General features: G+C 61.5%; 11 protein-coding genes and 3 pseudogenes. 7 read left to right on the top strand and 7 right to left on the bottom strand.

The genetic code is table 11. From position 1 onward, the window contains the following. Positions 1-111: pseudogene (locus EU800_RS27740) on the bottom strand (IS110 family transposase); the annotation flags it as partial. 133 nt (positions 112-244) lie between these two features. On the opposite strand from EU800_RS27740, the gene EU800_RS24795 reads away from it, so the two are divergent. Then, positions 245-949 (top strand): IS6 family transposase, encoded by a 705-nt coding sequence (locus EU800_RS24795; protein WP_129636156.1) that lies wholly within the window; start codon positions 245-247, stop codon positions 947-949. Positions 950-1,251: 302 nt separating this feature from the next. Here the strand turns inward: EU800_RS24795 and EU800_RS27055 are convergent, their stop codons facing one another. The 4 genes from EU800_RS27055 to EU800_RS24780 form a co-directional block, all read right to left on the bottom strand. Beyond that, positions 1,252-1,419 carry a hypothetical protein gene (locus EU800_RS27055; protein WP_165354840.1) on the bottom strand — a complete coding sequence of 56 codons (168 nt, stop codon included), beginning with the start codon at positions 1,417-1,419 and terminating at the stop codon, positions 1,252-1,254. 109 nt (positions 1,420-1,528) lie between these two features. Then, positions 1,529-2,728: a LarC family nickel insertion protein gene (locus EU800_RS24790; RefSeq protein WP_129636155.1), complete on the bottom strand. Its 1,200-nt coding sequence runs from the start codon at positions 2,726-2,728 to the stop codon at positions 1,529-1,531. Further along, positions 2,718-3,587, bottom strand: a complete 870-nt coding sequence (locus EU800_RS24785; protein ID WP_165354839.1) for an NAD(P)-dependent oxidoreductase — start codon at positions 3,585-3,587, stop codon at positions 2,718-2,720. Before EU800_RS24785 ends, EU800_RS24790 begins: the two co-directional genes overlap by 11 nt. Positions 3,588-3,589: 2 nt before the next feature. Further along, a complete protein-coding gene (locus EU800_RS24780; RefSeq protein ID WP_129636153.1) occupies positions 3,590-5,020 on the bottom strand; it encodes a lactate racemase domain-containing protein in 1,431 nt (476 codons plus the stop codon). 199 nt (positions 5,021-5,219) lie between these two features. On the opposite strand from EU800_RS24780, the gene EU800_RS24775 reads away from it, so the two are divergent. Genes EU800_RS24775 through larB form a run of 6 tightly spaced genes read left to right on the top strand, consistent with a single transcriptional unit; the run spans position 5,220 to position 10,563 of the window. Then, positions 5,220-6,230, top strand: coding sequence for a LacI family DNA-binding transcriptional regulator (locus EU800_RS24775; RefSeq protein ID WP_129636152.1), 1,011 nt, complete (start codon positions 5,220-5,222; stop codon positions 6,228-6,230). Positions 6,231-6,271: 41 nt separating this feature from the next. Next, positions 6,272-7,264: a TRAP transporter substrate-binding protein gene (locus EU800_RS24770; protein WP_165354838.1), complete on the top strand. Its 993-nt coding sequence runs from the start codon at positions 6,272-6,274 to the stop codon at positions 7,262-7,264. Positions 7,265-7,270: 6 nt separating this feature from the next. Further along, a complete protein-coding gene (locus EU800_RS24765; RefSeq protein WP_129636150.1) occupies positions 7,271-7,789 on the top strand; it encodes a TRAP transporter small permease in 519 nt (172 codons plus the stop codon). Beyond that, a complete protein-coding gene (locus EU800_RS24760) occupies positions 7,789-9,072 on the top strand; it encodes a TRAP transporter large permease (protein ID WP_129636149.1) in 1,284 nt (427 codons plus the stop codon). Before EU800_RS24765 ends, EU800_RS24760 begins: the two co-directional genes overlap by 1 nt. Then, positions 9,069-9,875 carry an adenine nucleotide alpha hydrolase gene (locus EU800_RS24755; RefSeq protein ID WP_207210004.1) on the top strand — a complete coding sequence of 269 codons (807 nt, stop codon included), beginning with the start codon at positions 9,069-9,071 and terminating at the stop codon, positions 9,873-9,875. Before EU800_RS24760 ends, EU800_RS24755 begins: the two co-directional genes overlap by 4 nt. Continuing rightward, a complete protein-coding gene (gene larB, locus EU800_RS24750) occupies positions 9,865-10,563 on the top strand; it encodes a nickel pincer cofactor biosynthesis protein LarB (RefSeq protein WP_129636148.1) in 699 nt (232 codons plus the stop codon). The genes EU800_RS24755 and larB overlap by 11 nt, the downstream gene beginning before the upstream one ends. Positions 10,564-10,718: 155 nt before the next feature. Here the strand turns inward: larB and EU800_RS24745 are convergent. Further along, positions 10,719-11,203: pseudogene (locus EU800_RS24745) on the bottom strand (IS5 family transposase); the annotation flags it as partial. A gap of 1 nt (position 11,204) precedes the next feature. After that, positions 11,205-11,330, bottom strand: a pseudogene (locus tag EU800_RS24740) (IS3 family transposase); the annotation flags it as partial.

The following is an 11,330-nucleotide window of genomic DNA, read 5'->3' as shown; positions in this document are numbered from 1 at the left end:
CACCGCGCCCCGCAGAAGCTTCTTCTGCAAGACGACAGCGCCACAGGCATCCACCCCGTGAAGCTGAAAGACAGACTTGGCCAAGTCGATCCCGAGTGTTGTAATTTCCATGTGGTCGGTTCCTTCCGTAGCTGGTTCCAAACAGCACCAGCTTGGCACATCGCGATGCCGTTCGGGTGGAGCCGTCCACACCATCAGAGCAAACTGGCTGGAGCGGGGCAGGGGGCATGCATAGCTATCTGTGATGACCAAGCGCAGCCCATTCCGCTATTTCAAGACATCGCCCGAGATCATCCGCCTTGCAGTCATGATGTACATCCGTTTCCCGCTTTCGCTCCGGAACGTTGAAGACCTGCTGCATGAGCGGGGTGTCGATATCAGCCACGAAACCGTCCGCTATTGGTGGCACCGGTTTGGGCCGTTGTTCGCTGCCGAAATTCGGAAACGTCGCATCGAGGGGATGCGGTCGAGCCACTGGCGTTGGAATCTCGACGAGATGTTCGTGAAGATCAACGGCGAGCGCCATCATCTTTGGCGCGCGGTCGATCACGAGGGCGAGGTTCTCGAGAGCTTCGTGACAAAGACTCGGGACAAGAAGGAGGCATTGAAATTCCTTAGGAAAACGTTAAAGCGCCACGGCCGGGCGGATGTCTTCGTGACCGATTGCCTGCAGTCCTACGGCGCTGCGATGAAAGTGATCGGAGTGGCAGACCGCCAGGAAACTGGCCGTTGGTTGAACAACCGGGCAGAGAACTCGCACCTGCCGTTTCGACGACGAGAGCGGGCGATGCAACGCTTCCGGCGGATGCGAAGTCTACGGATGTTCGCATCCGTCCACGCCTCGGTCCTAAACCATTTCAATTCGGAGCGCAGCCTCTTCTCCAGAGCCAACTTCAAGAAGAACCGTGCCGACGCTCTCGCCGAGTGGCGCGGTCTCTGTGCGGCATAAGGGACAGTCATCCTACCCTTGGTGAGACTGGTTCGAATTTGTCTGACACCTCCCTTCCGAGCGACTGGGTCGTGGACCTTCCAGACCTTCAACCGGTCGGCCCGAACTCTCGCGACCGGCCCGAAGCAGCCGAATACATGAAACTAGGAATTCTGCAGCGCAGAACTCCAATACGGACATTTTCGGTTCCGCCTCGAGATTCTTGAGGCGGACCTGGAGGTTCATAGGGTAACCTGCTGGGACGGAGAGCCAATCCAAAGACAACATGTGCCATTTCGAGATCGAACTCGACGGAAGGTTCGCTACCGGTTCCTTGCCTTCCAAGCGACATATCCGGCAAATGCCAGACCGACCGCAGCGACGGCAAAGACCTCCATCCCGTGGGGATGAACATGGGCAATCGAACCGGCATCATGCGCCACGGCGGGCAAGGCCGACAGCGGGACCAGAAGGGCACCAAGCATTTTCATCATTTAGCTCCGTTTTTTGTTTCGATCGGTGGATTTTCTCTGTGAATGCACAGTTCCGGCACTCCAAGAATACGGTCAGGGATGTGCTGGTCGTCATGAGCAAGCTTGGTCATGCCTCGCCCATCCCGCGACCGGAGAAGGCATTCGCCACATCTAGACGGATGCGGCTTCGGTCGGCATTCTCGCCGGCCAAGGCGAGGTCGTCGTTCTCTGGTTTAACAATCGTCGTACCATCCGGACGGACACTCAACTTTGCGCGGATTCGCATGCCATTGCTCTCGACCGTCACTTCTCGCCGAGGAAGCAGGAGTCGGTCTTCGCGATGCAGACGCATCCCGATCGTCGTCGTCTCGCCGAAACAGGCATGCGCCACGGCATCCGCGGCCTCTTCGCGACATATGACTTCCAACCGGAAGGCCGTTCTTCCCTTCTTGCCCTGAACGGCAAATTGCAGCACGTCCAGAACGTCAGGCCGGCCCCTCAGCCGATCAAGCGCCACGGCCAGGTCTTCTGGTATCTGGTCGTCGACATGGAAGGTGAGAATGGCCACCCTGTCCCGCTCCGGTTGCAGCGCATCCAATTGGAAGAATGACAGGCGCAGGCAGTTCGCCATGCCGTCAAGGGAGCGGTTCCCGAGCCCGTATCCGGCCTTTTGCAGGCGCATTTGCCCGAGCGGCCGCCGCGACGCAGGTTCGAGATGCGCGAGTATTGCCGCACCCGTCGGTGTGACCCTTTCGCCGGGGCGTCCATCGTCAATCGCGTCGCGCCCGCGAAGGAGCTCGAGGGTCGCTGGCGCCGGGACCGGCATCGTGCCGTGCTCGGTCTCGATCTGACCAGAGCCGAGAGGGATTGGCGAGGTGGAGGCGCTGACGATCCCAATCCGCTCCAGAACGAAAGACGTCAGCAGGATGTCGGCGATGGAATCCCAATCAGAGATCTCGTGGAAATGCACTTTGTCGAACGGGACGCCATGAACGGCTGCCTCGGCGTGAGCCAACCGTTCAAGAATGTCGAGCGCGCGGCCTGCGACGCCGGGATCGGGAGAGGTGGCTTGGAGTAGCGTCCTGTAGTCCGGAAGATGTCGCGGTCCGCGTTCGGTCGTCGGCAGGTCAAAGGCTATCCGCCGGCCCCGCAGCCCCTTGTCGCGCGCCTCCGTCAGCTTGAGCGAGATGCCGGGGCCGATTGTGGCGGCCAAGTCAGTGACCGGCTGTTCCAGGTCCGGGAACGCGTCGAGCAGGGCCGCCAGCATCATGTCGCCGGCGATGCCGCCCATCGGGTCGAGATGCAAATGGAGGCGATCACCCGTCACTGGCGACAACCTTCCAGAGCACGGCGGTGTCTTCCTCGCCAAGGCCAGCCTCCAGCGCGGCCTCGTTCAGCGCGGCGACGCTGGCCCCGACCTTCGGCTCCAGGCCGGCGGCGCGGGCCATCTCGAGGCCGAGACGGACATCCTTCTCCAGCAACCGCATGCTGAATGTGGCCTCGTCGTAGCGATCCTCTGACACTCGTTTCCCGAGTTCGCGATAGAGATTGCTGACGGTGGCGGCATTGGAGGCCATCATGATCTCGTAGAGCAGTGCCGGCGCCACGCCGAGCCGTTCCGAGACAGCCATCATCTCGGCTGTCATCGCATTGATCGCACCAAACATCATCTGGTTCAGCAACTTGACAACATGGCCAGAGCCAGCTTCCCCGATCTCGAAGAGGTTCGCGGCATAGCACTCAAGGACGGGGCGTGCAGCTTCAAGCGCGCCCTCTGTCTGCCCGATGGGCAGGGTCCACTTTCCCGCGACCTGCGGGCGGCCAAGGACCGGCGCGTCGATCCAGTGATGGCCCTGTGCCGTGGCGAGTTCGGCCATGTCGCGCGCGACCTCGGGATTCGCGGTGGAATGATCAACGATGGTGATTGGAGCCTTCGCCGTCGCCAGCAATCCGCCGGCACCGGACACGACCTGACGGATCTGGTCCGGGCCCGGCAGGAAAAGCAACACCAGACCGGGTCGGTCGGCAACCGCGCCGAGCGAAACGGCTTCGACGCCCATCTCGGCAGCAGCGGCCAGCGATGCCGGCGCAGGGTCGCTGACCCGCAACGCGTGCTCTGCATCGAGGAGAAGCCGCCCGGCCGCGCGGCCCATGACCCCAAAGCCGACAATGGTTACGTTTGCCATCGTCAGCCCTCCTTGAGATGCAGATGCGGCGCCGCGCCGCCGGAGAAGCATTCCGGCGTGCAGAGAATTCGGGGATTCTTACCAACATAGCGTTCGGCGTCCCGCATGGCGTCCTCGAACGTCGGGACCGGGGTCAGCCCGATTCCGCGCGCGTATTCCGGCTTCTTCGCACCGGCAATCAGCACCTTCTGGCAGCGCTTCGAGGGGATCGCCCCGCCCGACAACATCGACATGGCGTGGAACGGGTGATACGCGTAGAAGTTGGAATATGCGTAGCGGTATTCCGGGTGCATTGCCATTTCGCGCGCATCGTCCGAAGCCAGATAATCCTCGATCCGAGCGTATTTCTGAAGCTGTTGATAGGTCTCCTCGTATGAGGGGAACCAAGCCTTGTTGAACCACCCATCGCAGACCGAGACCGCGATCAGGACCGGGTCGGGCCGGAGTGCGTTCCAGCAGCGCGAGAGCTGGCCACCGAGTCCAAGCCCCATCAGGCAGGGATTGGTGCCCATACCTGGCCCGTAGTGGAAGTTGCGCGGCACACCGACAACAAGGATGTCGGCCGGGCCGTCCATATCCAGCGACACATTGGTACGCTCGGCGGCGAGCGGCCAACACTTCTCCTCGACGTAGTCCAGTGAACCCGCATGTACTGCAAGTACATCAGCAAACTGGCCGATGACGGCATCGACAGCGAAGAAGCGCTTGCCGATTCCGGCCTCCATCGCCTTGGCGATGGACTTGAACTGGTCGCGCATCTTGCCTTTCGGTGAGCCGCCGAGCCAGTCGTCGCGGTGCATCGTCTTGGGCGTATGATGCGAGGAGATGGAGCGCCAGCCTGTGATCCCGGTCGCCACCATCTTGTGGCCGCCGGAGAAGCCGCCATAGGGGTTTCCGGCACAGTGGCCGATCACGATGGCAATGTCGGCGGCAGCGACGAGGTGATTGCACTCGACATAGTTGCCCATCTCGTCATTGCCCAGATGGACCTGCTTCGGGTCTTCGGCGTCGTGGTTGACCAGGCGGTCTGGCCAGAACTCGTTGACAATTTCATTGCCAAGGTACTCGCGCCACTCCTCCACAGTGTTCTTGCGGTGCAGGCCCATTGCGCAGACAAGAGTGATGTTCTCGATCCGGGCCCCGCCCTTGAGCAGTTCTTCGACTACCAGTGGGATCGAGACTTTCCGGTGCGCCAGCGCATGGGCTCCCCCCTTTACCCGATCGGGAAATGCGATGACGATCTTCTTGTCCGGACCGGCCTGGTCTGCCAGCGGAGGCAACTCTCCCGGGGCCGCCAGCGCGGCGCGGGTCGCGGCGGTCGGGTCAACCTTGGGCGGGTCCGTGTACGTCTGCCCGTAGCGGACAATCGTCGCGCTGTCCGGCAGCTCGACTGGCATCTTCGTATCACCATAGTCCAGGAGTACGTCTTGCATTGTCCCGCGCCTCCTCGCGCCGAATCGAAATGAAACGTGTTACATTATTTTGCCATGCGTTTGCGGCTTTTGTCTATAGTTCGCGCCTGGCTCCAGGTAAGTACATAATAGTAATTAATAAATAGTGCTTCCAGATTCTGGGTTGCCTGATATAGAATGAAAATAGTTTCGGGAGCAGGTCTTGAGATCCAAGCTGAACATGCGCGAAGTGGCACAGAAGGCGAATGTTTCGCTGGCCACGGTCTCGCGGGCGATGCACAGCCCGGACAAGGTCTCTGCATCAACGGTTGAGCGCGTCAGGAAGGCGACCGAGGAGCTCGGATACGTCTACAACGCAACGGCCGGAGACATTCTCCGGGGGCGATCTACCGTCCTTGGCGTGCTGGTGCCGACCGCCAGCAACGCGCTTTTCGGCGAGACCTTGCACGGCATACAGACCATGACCGTTGGCGGGGGATATTCCGTACTCCAGGCCGCGACGCACTACGATGCCGACGGAGAGGAAGCCCTGATCGAGTCACTGCTGCAACGGCGGGTGCATGCACTGATTCTGACCGGCGTTACTTACGGGCTGGAGGAGCGGGTCGAGCAATTGGCGAGGGAGGCGCGAGTCCGGATCGTCGTGGTCTGGGAATTGCCCAAGCCGGACATGACGGCGAGTTATGTCGGGTTCGACAACATGGAAGCCGCGCGCAGGATGACCGAGTATCTCATCGAGCTCGGTCACCGGCGTATCGGTTTGATCGTGGGGCCATTCTCGAAGATCGCCCGTGCCCGGCATCGGCTGGAAGGGTATCGCATCGCGCTGGAGCGCGCGGGCATTCCGTTCGATGCGGACATCGTCAAGGAGCGATCGCCGGGCCTGCTGGAAGGGCGCGAAGCCATGGACCGGTTGATGCGGAATGAGGATCGTCCCACGGCCGTTTTCGCAGCGTCGGATCTTTTGGCTATCGGAGCGCTCAAGGCGGCGCGATCGATGGGGCTTTCCGTGCCGGGCGACGTTTCAGTGGCCGGCTTCGACGACATGGAAGTAGCCAGTTACCAGGATCCGCCACTGACCACGATCCGGGTGGACGCCTACAAGATCGGCCAGATCGCTGCACAGACCGCGATGGAGCCACTGGGCAGTCCCACCCGGAATTATTGCCTCGACGCCGATCTGGTGATCCGGGGAAGCACTGGTCCGATCAAGCCCGGAGGAGGCCGCTGACGGACAATTAAGTGGACCAAACTTCAATGGAGGAGGAAGACATGGTTTTTCACAGCAAGATCGGCAATCTCGCGATCGGTGCAGCGGTGTGCCTCGGGATTGCCAGCCCCGCTCTCGCCGAGACTGTTCTGAAAGTCGGCCTGATCGACCCGCCTGCCCACATCGACGTTGTCGCGACCGAGCGGATGGCCGAGAAAGTGGCCGAACTGACCGGCGGCGAGATCAAGATGGAGGTCTACCCGGCAGCGCAGCTAGGATTCGCCAACGACATGCTCTCGGGCATGAAACTTGGGACAATCGAGATGTTCGTCGGCGCCACCACGTGGCTCGGCGCCTTCGACACTGATTTCTGGGTCACCGGCACGCTCTACTTGTTCAACGATCAGGACCATGCCCGCGCCTTCCACGAAGGCGAGAGCTACCAGAAGATGGCCGACCGGCTGGCCGCCGAACACGGTATCCGCGTGCTGGTGCGCAACTGGGATCGCGGCCCGCGAAACTTCATCTCGACCCGGCCGGTGGAAACCATCGACGATCTGCAGGGCCTGAAAATTCGCGTTCCTCCACAGGAATCCTGGATCGTGAACTTCCAGCTTCCCGGCGCGGCGGCGACGCCGATGCCGCTCTCGGAAACCTTTACCGGGCTTCAGCAGGGTATCGTGGAAGCGACCGAGCAGGCATCAAACTGGCTCTATGCCAACAAATACCACACCATCGCCAAGAACCTCACCCGGACCAACCACAACTACGAAGAAACCGGCGTGATGATCTCCGAAGCGGTGTATCAGTCCCTGACCGAGGGACAGCGCGACGCGCTGGTCGCCGCGGCAAAGGAAATTGCGCCCTGGCACAATGAGCAGGTGGCAGTCCAGATCGAGGAAGCGGAAGCCAAGATGGCTGAGGAAGGCGTGACTATCCTCGACGTCGACAAGGCGGCCTGGCAGGAGCAGTTCCGCGCGATCTTTGATGAGTTGAGCGCGAAAGTGGGCTACTCTCCGGAACTGGTCGAAGAACTGAAAGCCGGCTGGAACTAAGCTCGGATGAACGCGATAGCCAACACTATTGCGCGCGGAGCGATCCTCGTTGCGGGGATCGCTCTCTTCGCCATACTCGCGGTGATAGGTGCTCAGATCGGGGCGCGGGTCTTTACGGGAAACTCGCTCTCCTGGTCCGATGAACTGGCAAGGCTGTTCTTTCTCTACCTCGTGTTCATCGGTGCCGCGGAAACTTCCGTACGCCACACCCATATCGCGGTGGACCTGAAGGACACGTTCCGCCTACCCGGCGAGATCGACAGGTTCCTGGATCTGGGCCGCATGGTGCTCTGCATCGCCGTCCTCGCCATTATCGCCGTGGGGGCCTGGAAGATCATCCCCGTGGTCGAGAACATGCAGCGCCCGGCAACTCGTCTGTCAACGGCCTGGATGTACTATCCGGTCCTGGTTGGTTCGGTGCTGATGATTGTCGCGACAGCAATCAATTTCATCGCCTGCATCGCCAGAACCAGCCCCTATCCACCCTTTGCCGATGACAACAAAGACAAATCGGATTCACGCTGATGGCCACTTTCATCCTCGTCGGCGGCTTGTTCGGGTTGCTCCTGCTCGGAATGCCGGTTGCATTCTCGCTCCTTCTGTCGAGCCTGGCGTTGATCCTCTACGAGGGGAAACTGCCGTTGCTGATCGTCGCTCAGCGGCTGGCGAACGCCCTCGACAGTTTCCCGCTTCTGGCAATCCCGCTTTTCATTCTCGCTGCCGAGATCATGAACAATTCGGGTGCCACGGAACGGATCTTCCGGCTTGCAAATACCATTCTCGGTCGCATTCGGGGTGGCCTGGGACATGTCAACATAGCCGCCTCGATGCTTTTTTCCGGAATGTCCGGTTCGGCGGTGGCCGATGCTGCCGGGCTTGGCGCCATCGAAATCCGGGCGATGAAGAAGGCCGGCTATGACAACGGTTTCGCCGCCGCGGTGACCGCCGCCTCTTCAACGATCGGTCCGATCATTCCACCCTCCGTGCCTATCGTTCTCTTCGGCGTGATTTCGGGTGCATCAATCGGCGATCTCTTCTTGGCCGGTTTTGTTCCCGGCATCCTGATGGGGCTGGCCATGATGGCTTATATTGCCGTGATTGCGAAACGGCGCAACTTTCCAAGGGACGAGGCATTCGCCGGCCTGCCGGCAATCTTCAGCGCTTTCATCGAAGCGTTCCCCTCGCTCCTTCTGCCGGTGATCATCCTTGGTGGGATCTGGGGAGGTATCATGAGCCCGACAGAGGCCGCCGCGGCCGCCGTGCTCTATTCGCTCTTTCTCGGTATCGTGGTACACCGCACAATGCGGATCCGCGATTTCATCGAGAGCATTCGCCTTGGCGCCCGGTCCACGGCGACGATCATGCTCATCGTCGCCTCCGCAAACATCTACGGATGGCTCGTCTCAACTCAACAGATCCCGCAGGCGGTGCAGGGTATGCTCATGACGGTGACCTCTGATCCGACCTGGCTCCTGATAATCATCGCGATCGTGCTCCTGATCATGGGAATGTTCATGGAACTGATCGCGATCCTCGCAATTGCGGTGCCCGTCTTCCTGCCGGTGGCGGTCGCCGCAGGTGTCGATGTGATCCATTTCGGAATCGTCACTGTGCTGACGTTGATGATCGGATTGCTGACGCCACCCTTCGGGCTTAACCTCTTCATCGTGCAGCAGGTCTCTGGAGCACCCTACGGCGCCATCCTCAAGGAGACATGGCCGTTCATCACCATCCTGATCCTGCTCTTGATTCCGGTCATCGTCTTTCCGTCGATCTCGCTCTTTCTGGTGGATGTGTTCTCGTCATGAGCCGCCCCGGCGACAACCCTATGGCTCGGCTGAAGGCTGTGCTGGCGCGCCATGACAGGCTCGTGCTGGCGGTCAGCGGCGGGGTGGACAGCATGACGCTGGCACATGCGGCGCATCGGCTGACGGAGCGTGACGGGGTCGATATCTGCCATGCGGTGTCGCCGGCGGTGCCGGCGGCTGCAACTGCGCGCGTGCGGGCGCATGCCGACCGCTTCGGATGGCGGCTCCGCGTGCTGGACGCTGGCGAGTTCACTGACCCTGATTACCTGCGCAACCCGGTGAACCGTTGCTACTTCTGCAAGTCGAACCTCTATACGCGAATCCGGCAGGCTGTTTCCGGCCCGGTCGCGTCGGGGGCCAATCTCGACGATCTGGGGGACTATCGGCCGGGGCTCGAGGCCGCGCGCGAGAAGGGGGTATGCCACCCGTTCATCGAGGCTGCCTGCACCAAGGCCGATGTCCGGGCGATGGCCCGGCAGTTCGGCCTCGACGACATCAGCGAATTGCCGGCGCAGCCATGCCTTGCCAGCCGGATCGAGACCGGGCTCCGGGTGGAACCGGAGGATCTCAGGTTCGTCGAGGTCACGGAAGCCGCGCTGACGCCGCACTCTGGAGCCGCGACACTTCGGGTTCGGGTTCTGCCGGCCGGTGTGCGGGTCGAGCTTTCGGACTGGAACACGCGGACAGACGAAGAACGCAGGATTTTCCGAGAGCGGGCCAAGCGGCTTTGTGCCGCTTCCGGCCGCCGCCTGTTGCAGGTTGCCGAATACCGTCGCGGCTCGGCCTTCCGCCATGACCTCTGAACGCCTCCCGCCCTATGACCCGCTGCGCTTCGACTGGGAGCGCGGAGCCCGCACGGGCGTCCACGAATGCGTGTTCTGCGACGGCAAGTCCGCGGAGCAGATCCGCCATATCCTCGCCACCGCACAGGCGCGCGGCGCGCAACTCTTGCTGACGCGGTTGTCGGCGGAGGCATTGGAGGCGCTCGGAGGCGAGTTCGAACTGGACTACTGCGCGCTGTCGCGCACCGCTGTCCTGGGGGGGCTTCCCGCGGCAGGGGAGCCATCGGAGGACATCGTTCTTGTCTGCGCCGGAACCTCGGACCTGCCGGTGATCGAAGAAGCACGCCGCACGCTGGCGTTCCACGGCATTGACGCACCGGTCTACGCAGATGTCGGCGTGGCCGGGCTCTGGCGGCTCATGTCGGTTGCGGAGGAACTGTCTCGGTTTCGTGTTTTGATCGTCGTTGCCGGGATGGAAGGAGCGCTGTTCTCCGCCATTGCTGGGCTCGTGCCCGGACTGGTCATCGCGGTCCCCTCACCCGTCGGATACGGCGTTTCAGAAAGAGGGAGCGCAGCGCTGAATTCCGCCTTGGCAAGCTGCGCGCCCGGGATCGTCACGGTGAATATCGGCAACGGGTTCGGGGCGGCGGCGGCTGCTCGCAAGGTCGTAGCGGCATACCACCCGGAAATTTCGCGCAGAGTAGATTAGCTTCTCTGACACCCAGCGAAGACGCCGCGGATGTTCGCCTGGGGACTTCCGCCGGTACGAACTCGCAACCTGTGATACGAGATCCGTCTGTTTGACTGCTGTTTGACGGATTCACAGGGCGACTCCAGTGCCTTAGGCTCCAGACTCATTGATCGTCAAAGCCAGAATATGACGGTTGCGGCGAGTGCAACGGCGGAAAGGAACACCTTTGGGCATCTGTCGTAGAGTGTGGCGATACGACGCCAGTCCTTCAGTCGACCGAACATGATCTCGATGCGGTTGCAGCCCTTGTATCTGTGCTTGTCGTATCGGACGGGCGTGCCGCGCGAATTTCGGCCAGGGATGCAGTGGCGTATCCCTTTGTCTTTCAAGGCATCGCGGAACCAGTCAGCGTCGTGGCCCCGATCAGCGATCATCCAATCAGCGGCCGGCAAGCTGCTCAGGAGTGCCCTGGCGCCTGTGTAATCACCTACCTGACCGGCGGTCATGCAGAAACGGATGGGGCGACCGGAGGCATCGGTAACAGTGTGCAGCTTCGTGTTCATGCCCCCCTTGGTTCGCCCAATCAGACGTCCACGCCCCCCTTTTTCAACCGCAGGCTCGACGCCGTGCGGTGGGCTTTCAGATAGGTCGCGTCAATCCGCTGTCAGGTAGACGAACCCTCGGGCCATGGGGATGTAGGTGATGTCCATGGCCCAGACCTGGTTGGGTCGTGTCACGGCGAGCTTGCGCAGAAGGTATGGATAGATCTTGTGGCCGGGCGCCGG

The sequence above is a fragment of the Tropicimonas sp. IMCC6043 genome, from assembly GCF_004146235.1.
In the GTDB taxonomy this organism is placed as follows: domain Bacteria; phylum Pseudomonadota; class Alphaproteobacteria; order Rhodobacterales; family Rhodobacteraceae; genus Tropicimonas.
The sequence above is the reverse complement of the archived record's forward strand: the minus strand, read 5'-3'. Positions and strand labels throughout refer to the sequence as shown.

Excerpts from the sequence above, each read along its gene's own strand:
- EU800_RS24795 (WP_129636156.1), top strand. The coding sequence starts at position 245 with ATGACCAAGCGCAGCCCATTCCGCTATTTCAAGACATCGCCCGAGATC.
- EU800_RS27055 (WP_165354840.1), bottom strand. The coding sequence starts at position 1,419 with ATGAAAATGCTTGGTGCCCTTCTGGTCCCGCTGTCGGCCTTGCCCGCC.
- EU800_RS24785 (WP_165354839.1), bottom strand. The coding sequence starts at position 3,587 with ATGGCAAACGTAACCATTGTCGGCTTTGGGGTCATGGGCCGCGCGGCC.
- EU800_RS24780 (WP_129636153.1), bottom strand. The coding sequence starts at position 5,020 with ATGCAAGACGTACTCCTGGACTATGGTGATACGAAGATGCCAGTCGAG.
- EU800_RS24775 (WP_129636152.1), top strand. The coding sequence starts at position 5,220 with ATGCGCGAAGTGGCACAGAAGGCGAATGTTTCGCTGGCCACGGTCTCG.
- EU800_RS24770 (WP_165354838.1), top strand. The coding sequence starts at position 6,272 with ATGGTTTTTCACAGCAAGATCGGCAATCTCGCGATCGGTGCAGCGGTG.
- EU800_RS24765 (WP_129636150.1), top strand. The coding sequence starts at position 7,271 with ATGAACGCGATAGCCAACACTATTGCGCGCGGAGCGATCCTCGTTGCG.
- EU800_RS24760 (WP_129636149.1), top strand. The coding sequence starts at position 7,789 with ATGGCCACTTTCATCCTCGTCGGCGGCTTGTTCGGGTTGCTCCTGCTC.
- EU800_RS24755 (WP_207210004.1), top strand. The coding sequence starts at position 9,069 with ATGAGCCGCCCCGGCGACAACCCTATGGCTCGGCTGAAGGCTGTGCTG.
- larB (WP_129636148.1), top strand. The coding sequence starts at position 9,865 with ATGACCTCTGAACGCCTCCCGCCCTATGACCCGCTGCGCTTCGACTGG.